Source organism: Variovorax sp. PBS-H4 (assembly GCF_901827205.1).
Taxonomy (GTDB): Bacteria; Pseudomonadota; Gammaproteobacteria; order Burkholderiales; family Burkholderiaceae_C; genus Variovorax.
In genome coordinates, this window is record NZ_LR594675.1 from 415,783 (window position 1) to 434,247 (window position 18,465).

The window sequence follows — 18,465 nt, forward strand, 5'->3', positions numbered from 1 at the left end:
GCGCCGATGTCCACCTCCAGCACGGCGCAGCCGCGCGGCTACTACGGCCGCCACATCTTCTTTTGCCTGAACGAACGCAAGAACGGCGAAGATTCCTGCTCACAGCACAACGCGCAGCAGGGCTTTGAGCGCTGCAAGGCGCGCGTCAAGCAAGCGGGGCTGGCAGGGCCCGGCAAGGTGCGGGTCAACAAGGCCGGCTGTCTCGACCGCTGTGCCGGCGGGCCTGTGGCGGTGGTCTATCCGGAAGCCGTCTGGTACACCTTCGTTGACGAGCAGGACATCGACGAGATCGTCGATTCCCACCTGCGCGAGGGAAAGGTGGTTGAGCGCTTGCTCCTGCCCCCCGACGTTGGGCGGTGAGACATGAATTCGCAAACTGAAAAGATCCAGTTGCAGGGCGCCGCAGGCGCGATCGCCGCCTTGCGCGATGCCGCGGGCGAGGGCGTTGCCGCTCGCGGCGTCGCCGTGATCGCGCATCCTCATCCGCTCTTCGGTGGCACGATGGACAACAAGGTGGTCCAGACGCTGGCGCGCGCCTTCGTCGCGTGCGGCTGGACCGCGGTGCGTTTCAATTTTCGCGGAGTGGACGGCAGTGGGGGCGTGCACGACGAGGGCCGCGGTGAGCGTGAGGACATGCTCCAGGTCATCGAGCAGGTGGCGCCCGACGGGCCGCTTGCCATCGCCGGCTTTTCCTTCGGGGCTTTCGTGGCGAGCCGCGCGGCCGAGCCGCTGTGGGCGCGGCGGGACATCCGACAACTGGTGCTGGTGGGCACCGCCGCTGCCCGCTTCTCGGTGGCGACTCTGCCGGCGGAGGCGCACGAGCGCACGCTCGTCGTGCATGGCGAGCAGGACGACACCGTTCCGTTGGCGGCCGTGTTGGATTGGGCGCGGCCGCAGTCGCTTCCCGTCACAGTCGTTCCTGGGGGCGGCCATTTCTTCCATGGGCAATTGCCGCTGCTCAAAGGCTTGGTCGTTCGCCATCTGCGCGCTGGCTAGCGTTTGTCTCTCTTCGCATCGTCATGAATCGTCTTCTTGGCGCGCTTCGCGCCTTCGCGGCCGCCGCCGCATGCTTCTGCCTGATGGCCGCGGCCCAGGTGCCGCAACCCCCGGAGGTCGCCGCGCGCAGCTACCTGCTGCTGGACGTAACGGCCAACCAGATGCTTGCACAGAAGGACATCGATACGGCTATCGAACCGGCTTCGCTTACCAAGCTCATGTCGGCTTACCTCGTCTTCGACGCGCTCAGGGCCAGGAAGATCACTCTGCAGCAATCCCTGCCGGTCAGCGCCCGCGCCTGGAAGATGCCCGGTTCGCGCATGTTCATTGACCCGAAGATGCAGGTTCCGGTCGAGGACCTGATCAAGGGGGTGATCGTGCAGTCAGGCAACGACGCGACCGTTGCACTGGCCGAGAGCGTGGGGGGCACGGTGGAGCATTTCGTCGATCTCATGAACGACCAGGCCAAGGCGCTGGGCATGAAGAACACGACCTACAAGAACCCCGAAGGCACGCCTGCACCGGGCCATACGACCACGGCGCGCGACCTGAGCATCCTTGCGACGCGGTTGATGCGCGACTTTCCCGAGTATGTGCACTACTACTCGATCAAGAAGTACCGCTATCCCGGAACGCCCTCCACCAACGACACAAACCGTAACCTGCTGCTGTTTCGCGACCCGACAGTCGATGGGCTCGAGACGGGCCATACCGATTCGGCAGGCTATTGCATGGTCGTGACCTCCAAGCGCGACTTCCCCAACCTTGCAGGTGGCCGGCGCCTGCTGTCGATCATGCTCGGGGCGGCCAGTGAGAACGCGCGCGCCAACGAATCGCAAAAGCTGCTCAACTGGGGCTACACCGCGTACGATGCGGTCCGTCTGTTCGACGCCAATCAGCCAGTCGCCACGCCACCTGTCTGGAAAGGCAAGGAGAACACAGTCAAGCTCGGTCGTGCCGAGCCGATCGTGGTGGCGGTGCCCGCCGGCTCTGCAGGCAAGATCAAGACGCAAGTGGCCCGGCGCGATCCCCTTGTCGCCCCCTTTTCGCGCAACCAGCCGGTCGGCTCACTCAGGATCACGCTGGCCGACCAGCCAGTCGCCGAGGTGCCGCTGGTCGCGCTGGAGCCGGTAGAGCAGGCCGGCATCCCGGGCCGGGCCTGGGATGCCATTCGCCTTTGGATCAAGTAGAGATTGCCCTGGCGCGTTCCTCTTCGCCTTGCTGCCGCCGGCCCCAAGGTAGCCCTGATCGCGTGAAGTGGGCCGCTCGAGTCCAAGTGCTATACTCGCGGGCTTTTCGGAAATTTCCGAAGGGTTTCACGTTTTCGTATCTCTCGGTTGCCTCATGTCACGGTGAGGGGCTCGGCCGGGGTGTTTTGGGACTAATTCATTCATGCCAACCATCAATCAACTGGTGCGTCAGGGTCGCGAGGTCGAGAAGATCAAGTCGAAGAGCCCTGCCATGCAGAACTCGCCGCAACGCCGCGGTGTCTGCACCCGGGTCTACACCACGACCCCGAAGAAGCCCAACTCGGCGCTTCGCAAAGTCGCCAAGGTGCGTCTCACCAACGGGTTCGAAGTCATTTCCTACATCGGCGGTGAAGGCCACAACCTCCAGGAGCACAGCGTGGTGCTGGTTCGCGGCGGTCGCGTCAAGGACCTGCCGGGCGTGCGCTACCACATCGTGCGCGGTTCGCTGGACCTTCAGGGCGTCAAGGATCGCAAGCAGTCGCGTTCCAAGTACGGCGCAAAGCGTCCAAAGAAGGCTTGAGCCTAGAGTGTTCCATCGGTGTTGGGCGCGCCTGGCGGGTGCGTCGAACGAAGTGACCCGCTGTCGGGTCGAGTAAGTGAGAGCTCCTGTTAGTTCTCGCGGTGCCTCTTGAAGAGGCGCCAACTGAAGCAAAGAGGTTAGAAAAATGCCACGTCGTCGCGAAGTCCCTAAACGTGAAATCCTGCCGGATCCAAAGTACGGCAATGTCGAGCTGTCCAAATTCATGAACGTGATCATGGAAGGCGGCAAGAAGGCTGTTGCCGAGCGCATCATCTACGGTGCCCTCGACCAGATCGAGAAAAAGAACCCGGGCAAGGACCCGCTCGAGGCCTTCACCATCGCGATCAACAACGTCAAGCCGATGGTCGAAGTGAAGTCGCGCCGCGTCGGCGGGGCGAACTACCAGGTGCCCGTGGAAGTGCGCCCGGTGCGTCGCTTGGCGCTGTCGATGCGCTGGATCAAGGAAGCCGCGCGCAAACGCGGCGAGAAGTCGATGGCCCTGCGCCTGGCCAACGAACTCATGGAGGCCACGGAGGGTCGTGGCGGCGCCATGAAGAAGCGAGACGAAGTGCATCGCATGGCCGAGGCCAACAAGGCCTTCAGCCACTTCCGCTTCTAGAAACCGCCTTCAACAAGAGCATTGGCTGGAAGCCCGACCCACCGTGTGGTGGGCGGGCTTTCATCCGTTAATGGAGTAATTTCATGTCCCGCAAGACCCCCATCGAGCGCTACCGCAATATCGGTATCTCTGCGCACATCGACGCCGGCAAGACGACCACCACCGAGCGCATCCTGTTCTACACCGGCGTTAACCACAAGATCGGCGAAGTGCACGACGGCGCCGCCACGATGGACTGGATGGAGCAGGAGCAAGAGCGCGGCATCACCATCACCTCGGCTGCGACCACCTGCTTCTGGAAAGGCATGGCGCAGAACTTCCCCGAGCACCGCATCAACATCATCGACACGCCCGGCCACGTGGACTTCACCATCGAGGTTGAGCGTTCCATGCGCGTGCTGGACGGCGCAGTGATGGTCTATGACGCTGTTGGCGGCGTGCAGCCTCAATCCGAAACCGTCTGGCGCCAAGCCAACAAGTACAAGGTGCCCCGCCTCGCGTTCGTCAACAAGATGGATCGCACCGGTGCCAACTTCCTGCGCGTTCGCCAGATGATGATCGATCGCCTGAAGGCGAATCCGGTCGTGATCCAGATCCCGATTGGCGCCGAAGACAAATTTCGCGGCATTGTCGACCTGGTGAAGATGAAGGCCATCATCTGGGACGAGGACAAGGGCGTGACCTTCACCTACGGTGAGATCCCGGCCGATTTGGTCGATGTCTGCAACGAATACCATGAAAAGCTCGTGGAAGCCGCTGCCGAAGCCAGCGAAGAGCTGATGAACAAGTACCTCGAAGGCGAAGCGCTGTCCGAGGAAGAAATCAAGAAGGCCATTCGCCAGCGGACCATTGCCGGCGAGATCCAGCCGATGCTGTGCGGCTCGGCCTTCAAGAACAAAGGCGTACAGGCCATGCTGGACGCCGTCATCGAATACATGCCGGCACCGACCGACATTCCTCCGGTCGCCGGCACCGACGAAGACGAAGCACCGGTGGTGCGCAAGGCTGACGACGAAGAAAAATTCTCGGCCCTCGCGTTCAAGCTGATGACCGATCCTTTCGTCGGCCAGCTGACCTTCGTGCGCGTGTATTCGGGCGTGCTTTCAAAGGGCGACAGCGTCTACAACCCGGTGCGTGGCAAGAAGGAACGCATCGGCCGCATCGTGCAGATGCACGCCAATAATCGCGAAGAAGTGAGTGAAATTCGGGCCGGCGACATCGCGGCGTGCGTGGGCTTGAAGGAAGTCACGACGGGCGAAACCCTGTGCGACCCGAACGCCATCGTCATGCTCGAGCGCATGGTTTTCCCTGAGTCGGTTATTTCGCAGGCTGTCGAGCCCAAGACGAAGGCCGACCAGGAAAAGATGGGCATTGCCCTGCAGCGTCTCGCGCAGGAAGACCCGTCGTTCCGCGTCAAGACCGACGAGGAGTCAGGCCAAACCATCATTTCGGGCATGGGCGAACTGCACCTCGAAATCATCGTGGATCGCATGAAGCGCGAGTTCGGTGTGGAAGCCAATGTGGGCAAACCGCAAGTGGCCTACCGCGAAACCATTCGCAAGACCGTCGAAGAGGCTGAAGGCAAGTTCGTGCGGCAATCAGGCGGCAAGGGCCAATACGGCCATGTCGTGCTCAAGATCGAACCGCAGGAAGCTGGCAAGGGCTTCGAGTTTGTCGATGCCATCAAGGGCGGCGTGGTGCCGCGCGAGTACATTCCCGCGGTGGAAAAGGGCGTGCAAGAAGCGCTGACGCAAGGCGTGCTGGCCGGTTACCCGGTCGTGGACGTCAAGGTCACGCTGCACTTCGGCTCGTACCACGACGTCGACTCGAACGAAATGGCCTTCAAGATGGCCGCCATCTTCGGTTTCAAGGAGGGTGCCCGCAAGGCCAGCCCGGTAATTCTCGAGCCGATGATGGCCGTGGAAGTCGAGACGCCTGAGGATTACGCCGGCAACGTGATGGGCGACCTGTCCTCCCGCCGCGGCATGGTTCAAGGCATGGACGACATGGTCGGCGGCGGCAAGGCCATCAAGGCCGAAGTTCCGCTGTCGGAGATGTTCGGCTACTCGACGACGTTGCGCTCGATGTCGCAAGGCCGCGCCACCTATACGATGGAATTCAAGCAATACGCCGAAGCTCCGCGAAACGTTGCTGAAGCCATTGTCGCCGCGCGCACGAAGTAGCGTGGCGCCCCGAACAAGGTTCGTCCAGCCGTCCTTGTTCTTTCCAGTTCTGTCTGCGATTTTGTGCCCTTCGTTGCCCGTGGCGGAGGAATCAGCAACAAGATGCAGACGTAAAACCACACACGGGCCTGCTCTTTCAAGGATTGAAAAATGGCAAAAGGAAAATTCACCCGCACGAAGCCGCACGTGAACGTGGGCACGATCGGTCACGTGGACCACGGCAAGACGACCTTGACGGCGGCGATTGCCACGGTGCTGTCGGCCAAGTTCGGCGGTGAGGCCAAGGCCTACGACCAGATCGACGCGGCGCCCGAAGAAAAGGCGCGCGGCATCACCATCAACACCGCCCACGTCGAGTACGAGACGGCCAACCGCCACTACGCGCACGTTGACTGCCCCGGCCACGCCGACTACGTCAAGAACATGATTACCGGTGCCGCCCAGATGGACGGTGCCATCCTGGTGTGCTCGGCCGCTGACGGCCCGATGCCCCAGACCCGCGAGCACATCCTGCTGGCGCGCCAGGTGGGTGTGGGCTACATCATTGTTTACCTCAACAAGTGCGACATGGTCGACGACAAGGAGCTGCTGGAGCTCGTCGAGATGGAAGTGCGCGAGTTGCTGGACAAGTACGAGTTCCCGGGCGACGACACCCCGATCATCCACGGCTCGGCCAAGCTGGCCCTGGAAGGCGACAAGGGCGAACTCGGCGAAGGCTCCATCATGAAGCTGGCCGAGGCCCTGGACAGCTACATCCCCACCCCTGAGCGTGCGGTGGACGGCACCTTCCTCATGCCGGTGGAAGACGTTTTCTCCATCTCTGGTCGCGGTACGGTGGTGACTGGGGCGGTCGAGCGCGGCGTCATCAAGGTTGGCGAGGAAATCGAGATCGTGGGCATTCGCCCGACCCAGAAGACGACCTGCACGGGCGTGGAGATGTTCCGCAAGCTGCTGGACCAGGGCCAGGCTGGCGACAACGTGGGTGTGCTGCTGCGCGGCACCAAGCGCGAAGAAGTCGAGCGCGGGCAGGTGCTGTGCAAGCCGGGGTCCATCAAGCCCCACACGCACTTCACTGCCGAGGTGTACGTGCTGAGCAAGGACGAGGGCGGGCGTCATACGCCGTTTTTCAACAACTACCGCCCGCAGTTCTACTTCCGCACCACCGACGTGACGGGTGCGATCGAGCTGCCCCAGGACAAGGAAATGGTCATGCCCGGTGACAACGTGTCCATCACGGTGAAGCTGATCAACCCCATCGCCATGGAAGAAGGCCTGCGCTTCGCCATTCGCGAGGGTGGCCGCACCGTGGGCTCGGGCGTGGTGGCGAAGATCCTCGACATCTGATCGAACGCAAAGGAATCACCATGGCTGCCAAGCAAAAAATTCGTATCCGCCTGAAGGCATTCGACTACAAGTTGATCGACCAGTCGGCTGCCGAGATCGTGGACACCGCCAAGCGCACTGGCGCAATCGTCAAGGGCCCAGTGCCCCTGCCGACCCGCATGAAGCGTTTCGACATTCTGCGTTCGCCGCACGTCAACAAGACGAGCCGCGACCAGTTCGAGATTCGCACACACCAGCGCCTCATGGACATCGTCGACCCGACTGACAAGACCGTCGATGCGCTGATGAAGCTCGATCTGCCAGCCGGCGTGGACGTCGAAATCAAGCTGCAGTAAAGCCAATTTGGCTTGTAGGAATAAGCTCGCTTGCGGAAACGCTGGCGGGCTTTTTTTTTTGACCTGTGATGTGGCATCCTTTGCCAACGGCGATCGGCCGGGCATGCTCTGGGGAGTAAGAGATCATGAAAACTTGGTTCCTGCGGAGCGTGGCGCTGCTTGCCCTCGCGGTTCTCGGCGCGTGCGGGGGGGGCGGAGGAGGCGGGGGCGCGGGCTTCTTTCCGATCGCCGCGGTACCTGGCGCAACAACGGTGACGTTGAGCGGCAACGTGACATTTGATTCAGTGCCCAATGCGACTGGTGGTCTGAGCTATGGAGCGATGAGCGCCAAGCCTATTCGCGGCGCCAGCGTCGAAGTTCTCGATGTCGGCGGAGCTGTGCTGGCCAGCACATCAGCCGACGGTAATGGCGCCTATTCTGTGTCAGTGCCTGCCAACACGACCGTCAACGTACGGGTCAAGGCCCAACTGCTGCAGACTGGCTCAGGCGCTAGTTGGGACGTCAGCGTGCGCGATAACACCCAGGGTGAGGCACTCTACTCCATGGAAAGCGGGAGTTTTTCCACTGGCAGTGCGGCAGTGACGCGCAACGTCCATGCACCTTCGGGGTGGAACGGTTCGAGCTACGACTCCACGCGCGTTGCAGGGCCCTTCGCCGTGCTCGACGCTGTCTACGCCACCCAGGCCAAGGTCCTCTCAGTTGCGCCAGGCACGGCATTCCCGCCGCTGCGCATTTTCTGGAGCGTCAACAACGTGCCAGCTTCAGGGAATCCGGCGCTTGGGCAGATCGGAACGACCTTCTTCACCAGTTCGAACGCGACGGGCACTGTTCGTGCCATTTATGTGCTGGGAAAGGAGAACGTCGATACCGACGAGTACGACAGCTCTGTGGTCGCGCACGAATGGGGGCACTACTACCAGTCGGCTTTCAGCCGTGACGATTCACCCGGCGGCAGCCATTCCCTGAGCGAGCGCTTGGACCGGCGCTTGGCTTTTTCGGAGGGCTGGGGCAATGCCTGGTCAGGCATCGCTCTGGCGCGCAGCAACTACACCGATTCTGCCGGTGCCAACCAGGCCTTGGGGTCCAATCTCGATCTGACTTCGGGAACGACGTCCAATCCTGGCTGGTTCCGCGAAGTCTCGATCCAGTCGATCCTCTGGAATCTGAACAGCCAGGTTGGCTTCAAGCCGATTCACGATGCGCTCACGGCGCCATCCTTCAAGGCCGGTGTGGCAGTTACCTCGATCCACCCGTTTTCGGTGGCCTTCAATGCCGTCGCGCCTGGAAGTGCCGCAGCGTTGAATTCGCTGCTAGCCAACCAGAATATCGCAGTCCCGAATGATCCGTTCGCGGGCAACGAGACGAACGATGGTGGCCTTGGCACATTTGCCCTTCCGATGTACAAGCCCGCGGCGCTGGGCGCCGGCGCCCCGGCCTGCGTGACCACCGACGCAGACCCGGCGCATGCTGGCAACAAGTTGGGCAGCTATGCTTATCTGCGCTTTACTGCTCCGGCGCAGCGCACCTACAGCATCGCCGTTACCGGTGGGCCGGCCGGCTCCGATCCGGACTTCGTGGTGTACCAGGGGCGGCGTGCCGGCGAGGGCCTGTCCACCGTGGCCGGCAGCGAAACAGGCTCTGTCAGCTTGGCCGCGGGCGAGGCCGTTCTGGTGGTCAATGACTTCAACAACTCGGCGGCGAGCACATGCTTCACCGTCACCATCAACTAGGAGCACAGCCATGCGTGCATCTCGCAGCCTCGGAGCCGTTGCCATGGCGGCGCTGGCCATAGGCCTGTCCTTGCAGGCTTGCGCGCACAACGCGAAGCCCGGGAATGCTGCTTTCACAGGAATGACTGCCGCGCCTATGAAGCCCGGTGGCTCTGGTATCGCAGTCCAATACCGTATTGACGGCACGCCTCAGCCCGGGAGCCAAGTCGCGGTAGTGCTGAACTTTGACGGGGTCAGCGATCCCGCGGGCGGCACCGTCAAGCTAACGGCAGACGGCGGCTTGGCGATTGTCGGCTCCGCGGGGCCCCACATGCTGCCGGCGGGCCAGGCATCTGCCTTGACCGTGCAGGTCGTTCCCGACGCCGATGGCACCGGCTATCTTCACGTGTTCACGACCCAGAATGGCGCGACCAGCGCGAACTCAATTGCCGTGCAGGTCGGAAAGGCGCCCTCCGCGATGCCGGCCAGCAGCGGCTTGAAGCAGGCGCCAGACGGCGACAAGATTCTCTCGATGCCGGTCAAGTGAGCAGGACCGGCCGCGACCGCCGGCGGCTTGCGCTCTAAACGCCCTGGGAGCTATAATCTTTGGCTCTGCCCAATCTGCGCCTACCAGGCGCTTTTTGGTGTGGGGCTTTATCAACCTTCTTCCGCATATCAAACGCTGTCGCCAATTGAAGTGGCAGCGGCGGGAGTCTTGGAGAAAAAATCATGAGTCTGAGCAACTCCCTCGGGTTGCTGGGCCGCAAGGTGGGGATGATGCGTCTCTTCACCGATGATGGGGACGCAGTTCCTGTCACGGTGGTGGATGTATCCGACAACCGTGTGACCCAGGTCAAAACCCAAGAGACCGATGGCTACGTCGCGCTGCAAGTGACGTTCGGCTCGCGCAAGGCGTCTCGCGTCACCAAGCCCGAAGCAGGCCATCTTGCCAAAGCTGGCGTCGAAGCTGGCGAAATCATTCAAGAATTCCGTGTCCCCGCCGATGCGGCTGCCCAGCACAAGGCTGGCGGCGCAATCGCTGTGGGCAGCGTGTTCACCGTGGGTCAGAAGGTGGACGTCCGGGGCACTTCCATTGGCAAGGGCTACGCCGGCACCATCAAGCGCCACAACATGTCCTCGCAACGCGCTTCGCACGGTAACAGCCGTTCGCACAATGTGCCGGGTTCCATCGGCATGGCGCAAGACCCCGGGCGCGTGTTTCCGGGCAAGCGCATGACGGGCCATTTGGGCGACGTCACCGTGACGACCCAGAACCTCGTCGTGATCCGTATCGACGAAGCACGTCAGCTGCTTCTGATCAAGGGCGCGATTCCGGGTGCCAAGGGTGGCTTCGTCACCGTGCGCCCGGCCGTCAAGGCCAAAGCCACGACGGCGGCCTAAGGAGCAAAAGCAATGCAACTCGAACTCCTGAACGAACAAGGCCAAGCTGCGTCCAAGTATGACGCGCCAGAGACTGTGTTCGGCCGTGACTACAACGAAGACCTGGTGCACCAAGTCGTTGTTGCCTACCAGGCCAATGCCCGCCAGGGTACGCGTGCCCAGAAGGACCGCGAGCAGGTCAAGCACTCCACCAAGAAGCCGTTCAAGCAAAAGGGAACGGGCCGCGCCCGTGCTGGTATGACGTCCTCGCCGCTGTGGCGCGGGGGTGGCCGCATCTTCCCGAACATGCCTGACGAGAACTTCTCGCAGAAGATCAACAAGAAGATGTATCGCGCCGGCATGGCGTCCATCTTCTCGCAGCTCGCTCGCGAAGGACGCGTGGCCGTGGTCGAATCGATCACTGTCGATTCGCCCAAGACCAAGGCGCTGGCTGCCAAGTTCAAGGCAATGAATCTCGAGTCCGTGCTCGTGATCGCCGAGGAAGTCGACGAGAACCTGTACCTGGCCTCGCGCAACCTGATGAACGTGCTCGTGGTCGAGCCGCGCTACGCTGACCCTGTGTCACTGGTTCACTACAAGAAGGTGCTGGTCACCAAGGGTGCCGTCGACAAGCTCAAGGAGATGTTCGCATGAGCCGCATGAATCCTACGCCCCAGCAGCGTCAGTTTGACGAAGGTCGTCTGATGAACGTGCTGGTTGCGCCGGTCGTGTCCGAGAAGGCCACGATGGTCGGCGAGAAGTCGAATGCCGTTACTTTCAAGGTGTTGCAAGACGCCACCAAGCCCGAGATCAAGGCGGCCGTCGAACTCATGTTCAAGGTCGAAGTGAAGGGCGTGTCCGTGCTCAACACCAAGGGCAAGACCAAGCGCTTTGGCAAGTCGGTTGGCCGTCGCGACAACGTTCGCAAGGCCTACGTCACGCTCAAGGCCGGTCAAGAGCTCAACTTGGTCGGGGAAGGCGCTTAATCATGGCCGTTATTAAAATGAAACCGACTTCGCCGGGCCAACGCGGCGCGGTGAAGGTCTCTCGTGACCACCTGTACAAGGGTGCGCCGCACGCTGCTCTCCTGGAGCCCCAGTTCCAGAAAGCCGGCCGCAACAACAACGGCCACATCACGACCCGCCACAAGGGCGGCGGCCACAAGCACCACTATCGCGTGGTGGACTTCGTGCGCAACAAGGACGGAATCCCGGCCAAGGTCGAGCGCATCGAGTACGACCCGAACCGCACCGCCCACATCGCGCTCGTGTGCTACGCCGATGGCGAGCGCCGGTACATCATTGCTCCGCGGGGGTTGGAAGCCGGTGCGACGCTGCTGAGTGGTGCGGAAGCGCCGATCCGCGCTGGCAACACGCTGCCTATCCGGAACATTCCCGTCGGTTCAACAATCCATTGCATCGAACTGCAGCCCGGCAAGGGTGCGCAGATCGCTCGCTCGGCCGGTACCTCGGCCACGCTGCTGGCCCGCGAAGGCGTCTACGCCCAGGTCCGTATGCGGTCGGGCGAAGTGCGCCGCGTGCACGTCGAGTGCCGCGCGACCATCGGCGAGGTCGCTAACGAAGAGCACAGCCTGCGCCAGCTCGGCAAGGCCGGCGTGAAGCGTTGGATGGGTATTCGCCCGACCGTTCGCGGCGTGGTCATGAACCCGGTCGACCATCCACACGGTGGCGGCGAAGGCAAGACCGGCGAAGGCCGCCATCCTGTCGATCCGTGGGGCAACCTCACCAAGGGTTATCGCACGCGCAACAACAAGCGCACGCAGGTCTTCATCGTGTCGCGTCGCAAGAAGTAAGGGACAGCATAATGACTCGCTCTCTCAAGAAAGGTCCCTTCGTCGACCACCATCTGGTGGTCAAGGCCGACAAGGCCGTGACGAACAAGGACAAGAAGCCGATCAAGACCTGGTCGCGCCGCTCGATGGTTTTGCCCGAATTCATCGGCCTGACCATCGCCGTTCACAACGGCAAGCAGCACGTGCCTGTTTACATTACCGACCAGATGGTCGGCCACAAGCTCGGCGAATTTGCGCTCACGCGCACGTTCAAGGGGCACCCCGCGGACAAGAAAGTCCAGAAGAAATAAGGAACGACCATGTCTGAAACACGTGCAGTCCTCCGCGGCGTCCGCCTTTCGGTCGACAAGGGCCGTCTGGTCGCCGATCTGATCCGCGGCAAGAAGGTCGATCAGGCGCTCAATATCCTGCAGTTCACGCAGAAGAAGGCCGCCGTGATCGTGAAGAAGGTGCTCGAATCGGCCATCGCCAACGCCGAGCACAACGATGGCGCAGACATCGACGAACTGAAGGTCAAGACCATCTACGTCGAGCAGGGCGCTACGCTCAAGCGCTTCACCGCGCGCGCCAAGGGCCGCGGCAACCGCATCAGCAAGCCCACGTGCCACGTGTACGTGACGGTGGGCAACTAACAGCCTGGAACACATATGGGACAGAAAATCCACCCGACCGGCTTCCGCCTTGCGGTCAGCCGTAACTGGTCCAGCCGCTGGTACGCGAGCAACCGCGATTTCGCGGGCATGCTGGCCGAAGACATCAAGGTGCGCGAGTACCTGAAGAAGAAGCTCAAGAACGCGTCCGTGTCGCGCGTCATGATCGAGCGCCCCGCCAAGAACGCTCGTATCACGATCTACTCGGCACGTCCGGGCGTCGTGATCGGCAAAAAGGGCGAAGACATCGAGAACCTGAAGCGCGAGCTCGGCAAGCAGCTGGGCGTGCCGGTCGCGGTAAACATCGAGGAAGTGCGCAAGCCGGAAATCGATGCACAACTGATTGCCGACAGCATCACGCAGCAGCTCGAGAAGCGGATCATGTTCCGCCGCGCCATGAAGCGCGCCATGCAGAATGCCATGCGTTTGGGCGCCCAGGGCATCAAGATCATGTCTGCAGGCCGATTGAACGGCATCGAAATTGCTCGCACCGAGTGGTATCGCGAAGGCCGGGTGCCGCTGCACACGCTCCGCGCTGACATTGACTACGGCACCTCGGAAGCAAAGACCACCTACGGCGTCATTGGCGTCAAGGTCTGGGTCTACAAGGGTGACACGCTGGGTCGTAACGACCTGCCGGCCGTCGAGACCCCGCGCCCCGAAGAAGAGCGCCGCCCGCGTGGACCTCGCCGAGATGGCCGCCCCGGTGGCGACCGGCCGGGCTCGGACCGTCGCGGCGGCCCTCGCGCCGGTGCCCGCGGCCCGATCGGTGGCAACGTTGCCCCGGCCGACGGCAGCGACAAGCCCGCAGAAGCTACCGGCGCACAGCCGGGTGCAGACTCGAAACCCGCCGTTAAGCGCGTCCGCAAAGCCGCGCCCGCTGCAGCAGCGGACGGTGCCAAGAACGAGTGATCGTTCTTAGAACTACGGAGTAAGAAAACATGCTGCAACCTGCACGCAGAAAGTTCCGCAAGGAGCAAAAGGGCCGCAACACCGGCATCGCGACCCGCGGCAACGCGGTGTCCTTCGGTGACTTCGGCCTCAAGTCGATCGACCGTGGCCGTCTGACGGCACGCCAGATTGAAGCCGCTCGCCGAGCGATTTCACGCCACGTGAAGCGGGGCGGCCGCATTTGGATTCGCGTGTTTCCCGATAAGCCGATCTCCACCAAACCCGCTGAGGTGCGGATGGGTAACGGCAAGGGCAACCCAGAGTACTACGTGGCCGAGATCCAGCCCGGCAAGGTGATTTACGAGATCGTCGGTGTGCCCGAGGAACTCGCCCGCGAAGCGTTTCGACTGGCCGCCGCCAAGCTGCCGCTGCGCACCACCTTCGTCGCGCGCCAGCTCGGCGCCTGATCGAGGAGAACACTGATGGCAACACGTAAGAAGAAGGACGCGGCGGCTTCGGCCAAGGTGTCGAAGGCCGCAGCTCTGCGCGACAAGGACGTCGCCGCGCTGCAGACCGAGATCAAGGATCTGCAGAAGGCTCATTTCGGCCTGCGCATGCAGAAGGCTACTCAGCAGCTGTCGAACACGGCCACGCTGCGCGTCACGCGTCGCGATATTGCCCGTGCCAAAACCATCCTTGCGCAGAAGCAGCAAGAATCCGCGAAGTAAGGAGTGACCATGACGGAAGCTAAAAAATCCCTCAAGCGCACCCTGATCGGCAAGGTGGTCAGCGACAAGCGTGAAAAAACCGTGACGGTGCTCGTCGAGCGTCGTGTGAAGCACCCGATCTACGACAAGATCGTGATGCGCTCGAGCAAGTACCACGCCCATGACGAAAATGGCGAGTACAAGATCGGCGACCTGATCGAGATCACCGAGAGCCGGCCGATCTCCAAGTCGAAGAACTGGGTGGTGACCCGCTTGGTCGAGAAGGCTGTGCTGGTCTGATCGCGGCGGTAACGCAGTCACAGTAAAAGCGGCCCACAATGTGGGCCGTTTTTCTTTTTCAGGAGCAGTTTTATGATCCAAGTCGGCGACACCCTTCCTTCCGCCACCCTGCAGGAATATTCCGAGGTCGAAGGCGAGGGCTGCAGCATCGGGCCCAACCCGGTCGACGTGACCAAGGCCGCGGCGGGCAAGACGATCGCGATCTTCGGCTTGCCCGGCGCCTTCACGCCGACTTGCTCGGCCAAGCACGTGCCAGGCTATGTGCAAAACCACGAAGCGCTCAAGGCCGCAGGCGTGGACGAAATCTGGTGTGTGAGTGTCAACGACGCTTTCGTGATGGGCGCCTGGGCACGTGACCAGAAGACCGGCACCAAGGTGCGTATGCTGGCCGACGGCAGCGGCGCCTTCGCGAACGCGACCGGACTCACGCTGGACCTGACGGCGCGCGGCATGGGGGTGCGCAGCAACCGCTACTCGATGCTGGTGAAGGATGGCAAGGTCGTCTCGCTCAATGTCGAGGCGCCCGGGAAATTCGAAGTCAGCGACGCCGAAACGCTGCTCAAGCAGGCTCGCGCCTGAGCGCCTGAGCGCCTGAGCGCCTAGAGCTCCGCCTTGAGGTAGTGCGCCCCGGCAATGGGATTGTGATAGTAGGGCGGGACCTCTACGAAGCCCAGGTCTTCGTAGAGGGCGCGGGCCGATTCCATGTCGTCGAGCGTATCCAGCAGCACGCACGCGTAGCCAGCGCCACGTGCTGCGTCCAGCATGGCCTCCGCCATCTGGCGGCCCAGCCCGAGGCCGCGAAACCCCGGGCGCACATAAAGCCGTTTCATCTCGGCGGCGTTGGGATAGTCGGCCGTGTCCAGCGGCCGCAGCGCGCAGCAGCCGGCGACGTAGGCCATGCCGCCGTTTTCGCGCCGGATCATGGGTGCGTCGACCTGCGGCTGGAGGGCGCCGCCGCCTACCGCGTCTACCAGCGCCAGCAGCAGCGCGCCGCGCGGCTCGGCGTAGTCCCCAGGGAGCGTGGCCAGTTCCCTGTCAAAGTTTTGAAAGCACAGGTCGATGTCCAGCGATGCCGCGTAGTCCCTGAAGATCGCCTGAGTGGCCTCGATCTCGTGTGGCGCGTCCGGCGTCATCAGCACGATATCCGGCGTGCCTTCCAGCGGAAGCGGGCGGGAGAAGGAAAAGCTCATGCTCGCAGTGACGCAACCCACGCCGCGAAGGCTGCGCAGGCCGCGAACACCACCAAGGCCAGCAACCGGGAAGCGGCGTCGTCGCGGCTGGGCGCCGCGCTGCCATCCGCAACCGGCTTGTCGCCGGAGATCATCGGCCGTACCAGTCGATGACGCTTGACCGCCACGTAGAAGAGCACTGCCAGCACGTGGAGGCTCACCAACGCAATCGAAATCCACTTGACGAAGGTGGTGTGCCAAGCCGTGGCCAGGCTCACTGTCGCGCCCGAAACGAAACGGGTGAGCGGCCCTGAAGCCATAACCTCGTCGTCAGCCACCAAACCGGTCGCCACCTGCAGCGCAAGAATGGCCAGCAGCGCGTAAACGGAGAGCGCGCCAAGGGGTGTATGCCCGATCAGGTGGTCCGGGTGCGAACGTCCGCGCAGGTAGTTCAGGATCGAGCCCGGCGAATAGGTGAAGGCGGTGAAGCGCGACCAGCGCCCACCGATGAAGCCCCAGACGACACGGAACAGCAGCAGCGAAAGCACCGCGTAGCCCACCCGGAAATGCCACTCCATGGCCCCGCCGAAGCCGGTCGCGAGCTGTCCGATCACCGTCGCCGCGAGCGCCCAGTGAAACACGCGCGTTGGCAGGTCCCATACGCGGGTATCGGCCACCGTGGGATCGCCCAGGCCCGCAGGGTGCGTTGAGGACTCAAGGGCTGGCGGCATCGAGGGGAGTGGGCGCGAAGCGTCGGAAGGCGCAGATTAGCAAAGTCGGAGCCGGCGCGCCTACGGGTTGTCGCTATGCACGTCCGACGATGACACGCCCCTAAACTGGCGCGCCGCAAATCTCCCCGGCGCTGCTCCAACAAGAAGGACCCACGATGAACCGCCTTGTCTCCTTGACCCTTGCTGCGGCCGCCGCCGCGTTGTCGCTGCCCGCCATCGCCCAGTTTGCCAAGCCTGAAGACGCCATCAAGTACCGCCAGAGTGCCATGTTCATTCAGGGCTATCACATGGGCCGCCTCGGGGCCATGGCCAGTGGCCGCGCGCCCTATGAGGCCGCGAGTGCCATCTCCAATGCCGAGGTGGTGGCGCAGATCTCGAAGCTGCCGTGGATCGGCTTCGGCGCCGGAACGGAGGGCGGCAAGGCCAAGCCGGAGATCTGGAAAGAGCAGGCGAAGTTCAAGGAGCTCAGTGACAAGCTCATGAGCGAAACCGACAAGCTCCTCGTTGCGTCGAAAGCGGGCAACCTGGACTCACTCAAGGCGGCAGTTTCGGCGGTCGGCGAGACTTGCAAGTCCTGCCACGACACCTTCCGCAGCAAATGAAAGCAGGCAGCGCCGTCGAATGACACCGCCCCGCCGCGGGCGGGCTAAGCTTCGGCCAGCAGCTTCTCGATCAGCCGGTGCAGCTCGGCAAAGTCGGGCTCGCCCACATAGCGCTTCACGATCTCGCCGCGCTTGTTGACGATGTAGGTGGTAGGCGTCAGCTTCACATCACCCCAGGCCTGCGCCACCGCGCCGGTGTTGTCGATCGCCACCTTGAACGGCAACTTGCGCGTCTGGGCAAAGTTCACGACATAGCTGGGCGGGTCGTAGCTCATCGCGACTGCCAGGGTGTCGTAGCCTCGGGCCTTGTATTTGTCGTAGGTGGCAATCACCTTCGGCATCTCGGCCACGCAGGTGACACAGCTGGTGGCCCAGAAATTCACCAGCGTGACCTTGCCCTTCAGATCTTCCGTGCTCTTCTTGCTCCCGTCGAGCAGCACGAAGGTCGATGGGGGGGCCGCCGAGACGCCTGTACTCAGGTACACACCGACGCCCGCAATCAGAGCGATCGCGACAGCTGCGGCGGGGACGAGCTTTTTCATGGGCAAGAAGATGGAGGAGCGGCTGCCATTTTAGTTCCGGCTGCCATGCCGCGCTCGGGCCCGCGCTGGCATTTTGGTGGCCACGCCGACGGCGCCTCGATAATGGCCCTTCCGATGCCCTTACCGTTCCGTGCCCGAGTGGCGCCCCTCGTCCTTGTCGCCGCTGCACTCGGCGCCTGCAGCCCGGTCTTCAACTGGCGCGAAGTTCCGATCGCGGATGAAGGCCTGGTCGCGCTGCTGCCTTGCAAGCCCGACCGCGCGACCCGCAACCTGCCGCTCGGCGGTGGCAGCCTGTCCATCGCGGTAGACATGACCGGCTGCGAAGCCGGGGGCGCCACCTTCGCGGTGGCTCATGCCACCGCCGAGAACCCGGCCCAGGCCGAAGGCTGGATGCGCGCCTGGCGCAGTGCCACCCGCAGTCAGGTGGCTGGCGGGACGATTGCAGAAACTCCTGCCACGCTGCCTCGCGCGGCAACGTCCCCCGCGCCGGTGCGCCTCGAAGTTCGGCAGCAGGTCGCCGGCGACCCCGCGCCCGCACAGATGCTCTGGTTCGCCCAGCAACGAGGCGGCAAGATGGCGCTCTACCAGGCGACCGTGCTGGGAAGCCCGGCCTCAGCGGACGCCGCAACCGTCTTTTTCGAGGGCCTTCGGCTCCCATGAGCCGACCTCCCGCTGGTGCTGCCTCCAGCATCGCCGGCCGTTTGTTATCTTATTTCTACTTCCT

Annotated in this window: 26 protein-coding genes; 23 read left to right on the plus strand and 3 right to left on the minus strand. The window is 62.9% G+C overall.

Features of this window, described 5'->3' with window-relative positions:
• Positions 1 to 6: 6 nt before the first annotated feature.
• From E5CHR_RS01945 to E5CHR_RS02045, 21 genes are all read left to right on the plus strand, one after another.
• On the plus strand, positions 7 to 360 hold the full coding sequence (locus E5CHR_RS01945) for a (2Fe-2S) ferredoxin domain-containing protein (RefSeq protein WP_162578135.1): 354 nt from the start codon (positions 7 to 9) through the stop codon (positions 358 to 360).
• A gap of 3 nt (positions 361 to 363) precedes the next feature.
• A complete protein-coding gene (locus tag E5CHR_RS01950; protein WP_162578136.1) occupies positions 364 to 996 on the plus strand; it encodes an alpha/beta hydrolase in 633 nt (210 codons plus the stop codon).
• A gap of 23 nt (positions 997 to 1,019) precedes the next feature.
• The gene (locus E5CHR_RS01955; protein WP_162578137.1) at positions 1,020 to 2,186 is read left to right on the plus strand and encodes a D-alanyl-D-alanine carboxypeptidase family protein; all 1,167 of its coding nucleotides are present in this window, start codon (positions 1,020 to 1,022) and stop codon (positions 2,184 to 2,186) included.
• Positions 2,187 to 2,388: 202 nt separating this feature from the next.
• Positions 2,389 to 2,766 (plus strand): 30S ribosomal protein S12, encoded by a 378-nt coding sequence (gene rpsL, locus E5CHR_RS01960; protein WP_028249584.1) that lies wholly within the window; start codon positions 2,389 to 2,391, stop codon positions 2,764 to 2,766.
• Positions 2,767 to 2,911: 145 nt separating this feature from the next.
• On the plus strand, positions 2,912 to 3,385 hold the full coding sequence (gene rpsG, locus E5CHR_RS01965; RefSeq protein WP_077002363.1) for a 30S ribosomal protein S7: 474 nt from the start codon (positions 2,912 to 2,914) through the stop codon (positions 3,383 to 3,385).
• 83 nt (positions 3,386 to 3,468) lie between these two features.
• On the plus strand, positions 3,469 to 5,568 hold the full coding sequence (gene fusA / locus E5CHR_RS01970; RefSeq protein WP_162578138.1) for an elongation factor G: 2,100 nt from the start codon (positions 3,469 to 3,471) through the stop codon (positions 5,566 to 5,568).
• A gap of 150 nt (positions 5,569 to 5,718) precedes the next feature.
• Positions 5,719 to 6,912, plus strand: coding sequence for an elongation factor Tu (tuf, locus tag E5CHR_RS01975; RefSeq protein WP_162578139.1), 1,194 nt, complete (start codon positions 5,719 to 5,721; stop codon positions 6,910 to 6,912).
• A 20-nt stretch (positions 6,913 to 6,932) separates the two neighbouring features.
• Entirely contained in the window at positions 6,933 to 7,247 is a 315-nt protein-coding gene (gene rpsJ, locus E5CHR_RS01980; RefSeq protein WP_106560600.1) for a 30S ribosomal protein S10, read from the plus strand.
• A 125-nt stretch (positions 7,248 to 7,372) separates the two neighbouring features.
• Positions 7,373 to 8,977 (plus strand): hypothetical protein, encoded by a 1,605-nt coding sequence (locus E5CHR_RS01985; protein WP_162578140.1) that lies wholly within the window; start codon positions 7,373 to 7,375, stop codon positions 8,975 to 8,977.
• A gap of 43 nt (positions 8,978 to 9,020) precedes the next feature.
• Entirely contained in the window at positions 9,021 to 9,503 is a 483-nt protein-coding gene (locus E5CHR_RS01990; protein WP_162578141.1) for a hypothetical protein, read from the plus strand.
• A 182-nt stretch (positions 9,504 to 9,685) separates the two neighbouring features.
• The gene (rplC, locus tag E5CHR_RS01995) at positions 9,686 to 10,357 is read left to right on the plus strand and encodes a 50S ribosomal protein L3 (protein WP_162578142.1); all 672 of its coding nucleotides are present in this window, start codon (positions 9,686 to 9,688) and stop codon (positions 10,355 to 10,357) included.
• 12 nt (positions 10,358 to 10,369) lie between these two features.
• Positions 10,370 to 10,990: a 50S ribosomal protein L4 gene (gene rplD / locus E5CHR_RS02000; protein WP_162578143.1), complete on the plus strand. Its 621-nt coding sequence runs from the start codon at positions 10,370 to 10,372 to the stop codon at positions 10,988 to 10,990.
• A 5-nt stretch (positions 10,991 to 10,995) separates the two neighbouring features.
• Positions 10,996 to 11,322 (plus strand): 50S ribosomal protein L23, encoded by a 327-nt coding sequence (rplW, locus tag E5CHR_RS02005; RefSeq protein WP_174255769.1) that lies wholly within the window; start codon positions 10,996 to 10,998, stop codon positions 11,320 to 11,322.
• 2 nt (positions 11,323 to 11,324) lie between these two features.
• On the plus strand, positions 11,325 to 12,149 hold the full coding sequence (gene rplB, locus E5CHR_RS02010) for a 50S ribosomal protein L2 (RefSeq protein WP_162572536.1): 825 nt from the start codon (positions 11,325 to 11,327) through the stop codon (positions 12,147 to 12,149).
• A gap of 11 nt (positions 12,150 to 12,160) precedes the next feature.
• A complete protein-coding gene (rpsS, locus tag E5CHR_RS02015) occupies positions 12,161 to 12,439 on the plus strand; it encodes a 30S ribosomal protein S19 (RefSeq protein ID WP_162578145.1) in 279 nt (92 codons plus the stop codon).
• A gap of 9 nt (positions 12,440 to 12,448) precedes the next feature.
• Positions 12,449 to 12,781, plus strand: coding sequence for a 50S ribosomal protein L22 (gene rplV, locus E5CHR_RS02020; protein ID WP_019657678.1), 333 nt, complete (start codon positions 12,449 to 12,451; stop codon positions 12,779 to 12,781).
• A 15-nt stretch (positions 12,782 to 12,796) separates the two neighbouring features.
• A complete protein-coding gene (gene rpsC / locus E5CHR_RS02025) occupies positions 12,797 to 13,711 on the plus strand; it encodes a 30S ribosomal protein S3 (protein ID WP_162572537.1) in 915 nt (304 codons plus the stop codon).
• A 29-nt stretch (positions 13,712 to 13,740) separates the two neighbouring features.
• The gene (rplP, locus tag E5CHR_RS02030; protein ID WP_068674864.1) at positions 13,741 to 14,157 is read left to right on the plus strand and encodes a 50S ribosomal protein L16; all 417 of its coding nucleotides are present in this window, start codon (positions 13,741 to 13,743) and stop codon (positions 14,155 to 14,157) included.
• A gap of 57 nt (positions 14,158 to 14,214) precedes the next feature.
• Positions 14,215 to 14,418 (plus strand): 50S ribosomal protein L29, encoded by a 204-nt coding sequence (rpmC, locus tag E5CHR_RS02035; RefSeq protein ID WP_068674931.1) that lies wholly within the window; start codon positions 14,215 to 14,217, stop codon positions 14,416 to 14,418.
• A 9-nt stretch (positions 14,419 to 14,427) separates the two neighbouring features.
• Positions 14,428 to 14,697, plus strand: a complete 270-nt coding sequence (gene rpsQ, locus E5CHR_RS02040; protein ID WP_162578146.1) for a 30S ribosomal protein S17 — start codon at positions 14,428 to 14,430, stop codon at positions 14,695 to 14,697.
• A 72-nt stretch (positions 14,698 to 14,769) separates the two neighbouring features.
• A complete protein-coding gene (locus E5CHR_RS02045) occupies positions 14,770 to 15,276 on the plus strand; it encodes a peroxiredoxin (RefSeq protein WP_162578147.1) in 507 nt (168 codons plus the stop codon).
• 20 nt (positions 15,277 to 15,296) lie between these two features.
• Here E5CHR_RS02045 and E5CHR_RS02050 read toward each other — a convergent pair whose 3' ends face one another.
• Both E5CHR_RS02050 and E5CHR_RS02055 read right to left on the minus strand, forming a co-directional pair.
• Positions 15,297 to 15,887, minus strand: a complete 591-nt coding sequence (locus tag E5CHR_RS02050; RefSeq protein ID WP_162578148.1) for a GNAT family N-acetyltransferase — start codon at positions 15,885 to 15,887, stop codon at positions 15,297 to 15,299.
• Positions 15,884 to 16,597 carry a cytochrome b/b6 domain-containing protein gene (locus tag E5CHR_RS02055; protein ID WP_162578149.1) on the minus strand — a complete coding sequence of 238 codons (714 nt, stop codon included), beginning with the start codon at positions 16,595 to 16,597 and terminating at the stop codon, positions 15,884 to 15,886. Before E5CHR_RS02055 ends, E5CHR_RS02050 begins: the two co-directional genes overlap by 4 nt.
• A gap of 155 nt (positions 16,598 to 16,752) precedes the next feature.
• Between E5CHR_RS02055 and E5CHR_RS02060 the strand changes: the two genes are divergently transcribed.
• Positions 16,753 to 17,199, plus strand: a complete 447-nt coding sequence (locus tag E5CHR_RS02060) for a c-type cytochrome (protein ID WP_162578150.1) — start codon at positions 16,753 to 16,755, stop codon at positions 17,197 to 17,199.
• Between the two features lie 44 nt (positions 17,200 to 17,243).
• On the opposite strand, the gene E5CHR_RS02065 is transcribed toward E5CHR_RS02060, so the two are convergent.
• Positions 17,244 to 17,741: a TlpA disulfide reductase family protein gene (locus E5CHR_RS02065; protein ID WP_162578151.1), complete on the minus strand. Its 498-nt coding sequence runs from the start codon at positions 17,739 to 17,741 to the stop codon at positions 17,244 to 17,246.
• A 114-nt stretch (positions 17,742 to 17,855) separates the two neighbouring features.
• Here E5CHR_RS02065 and E5CHR_RS02070 point away from each other — a divergent pair, with 114 nt between their 5' ends.
• Positions 17,856 to 18,401, plus strand: coding sequence for a hypothetical protein (locus E5CHR_RS02070; protein WP_162578152.1), 546 nt, complete (start codon positions 17,856 to 17,858; stop codon positions 18,399 to 18,401).
• Positions 18,402 to 18,465 lie beyond the last annotated feature (64 nt).

Coding starts and splice junctions, on each gene's coding strand:
- E5CHR_RS01945 (WP_162578135.1), top strand. CDS start 7: ATGTCCACCTCCAGCACGGCGCAGCCGCGCGGCTACTACGGCCGCCAC.
- E5CHR_RS01950 (WP_162578136.1), top strand. CDS start 364: ATGAATTCGCAAACTGAAAAGATCCAGTTGCAGGGCGCCGCAGGCGCG.
- E5CHR_RS01955 (WP_162578137.1), top strand. CDS start 1,020: ATGAATCGTCTTCTTGGCGCGCTTCGCGCCTTCGCGGCCGCCGCCGCA.
- rpsL (WP_028249584.1), top strand. CDS start 2,389: ATGCCAACCATCAATCAACTGGTGCGTCAGGGTCGCGAGGTCGAGAAG.
- rpsG (WP_077002363.1), top strand. CDS start 2,912: ATGCCACGTCGTCGCGAAGTCCCTAAACGTGAAATCCTGCCGGATCCA.
- fusA (WP_162578138.1), top strand. CDS start 3,469: ATGTCCCGCAAGACCCCCATCGAGCGCTACCGCAATATCGGTATCTCT.
- tuf (WP_162578139.1), top strand. CDS start 5,719: ATGGCAAAAGGAAAATTCACCCGCACGAAGCCGCACGTGAACGTGGGC.
- rpsJ (WP_106560600.1), top strand. CDS start 6,933: ATGGCTGCCAAGCAAAAAATTCGTATCCGCCTGAAGGCATTCGACTAC.
- E5CHR_RS01985 (WP_162578140.1), top strand. CDS start 7,373: ATGAAAACTTGGTTCCTGCGGAGCGTGGCGCTGCTTGCCCTCGCGGTT.
- E5CHR_RS01990 (WP_162578141.1), top strand. CDS start 9,021: ATGGCGGCGCTGGCCATAGGCCTGTCCTTGCAGGCTTGCGCGCACAAC.
- rplC (WP_162578142.1), top strand. CDS start 9,686: ATGAGTCTGAGCAACTCCCTCGGGTTGCTGGGCCGCAAGGTGGGGATG.
- rplD (WP_162578143.1), top strand. CDS start 10,370: ATGCAACTCGAACTCCTGAACGAACAAGGCCAAGCTGCGTCCAAGTAT.
- rplW (WP_174255769.1), top strand. CDS start 10,996: ATGAATCCTACGCCCCAGCAGCGTCAGTTTGACGAAGGTCGTCTGATG.
- rplB (WP_162572536.1), top strand. CDS start 11,325: ATGGCCGTTATTAAAATGAAACCGACTTCGCCGGGCCAACGCGGCGCG.
- rpsS (WP_162578145.1), top strand. CDS start 12,161: ATGACTCGCTCTCTCAAGAAAGGTCCCTTCGTCGACCACCATCTGGTG.
- rplV (WP_019657678.1), top strand. CDS start 12,449: ATGTCTGAAACACGTGCAGTCCTCCGCGGCGTCCGCCTTTCGGTCGAC.
- rpsC (WP_162572537.1), top strand. CDS start 12,797: ATGGGACAGAAAATCCACCCGACCGGCTTCCGCCTTGCGGTCAGCCGT.
- rplP (WP_068674864.1), top strand. CDS start 13,741: ATGCTGCAACCTGCACGCAGAAAGTTCCGCAAGGAGCAAAAGGGCCGC.
- rpsQ (WP_162578146.1), top strand. CDS start 14,428: ATGACGGAAGCTAAAAAATCCCTCAAGCGCACCCTGATCGGCAAGGTG.
- E5CHR_RS02045 (WP_162578147.1), top strand. CDS start 14,770: ATGATCCAAGTCGGCGACACCCTTCCTTCCGCCACCCTGCAGGAATAT.
- E5CHR_RS02050 (WP_162578148.1), bottom strand. CDS start 15,887: ATGAGCTTTTCCTTCTCCCGCCCGCTTCCGCTGGAAGGCACGCCGGAT.
- E5CHR_RS02055 (WP_162578149.1), bottom strand. CDS start 16,597: ATGCCGCCAGCCCTTGAGTCCTCAACGCACCCTGCGGGCCTGGGCGAT.
- E5CHR_RS02060 (WP_162578150.1), top strand. CDS start 16,753: ATGAACCGCCTTGTCTCCTTGACCCTTGCTGCGGCCGCCGCCGCGTTG.
- E5CHR_RS02065 (WP_162578151.1), bottom strand. CDS start 17,741: ATGAAAAAGCTCGTCCCCGCCGCAGCTGTCGCGATCGCTCTGATTGCG.
- E5CHR_RS02070 (WP_162578152.1), top strand. CDS start 17,856: ATGCCCTTACCGTTCCGTGCCCGAGTGGCGCCCCTCGTCCTTGTCGCC.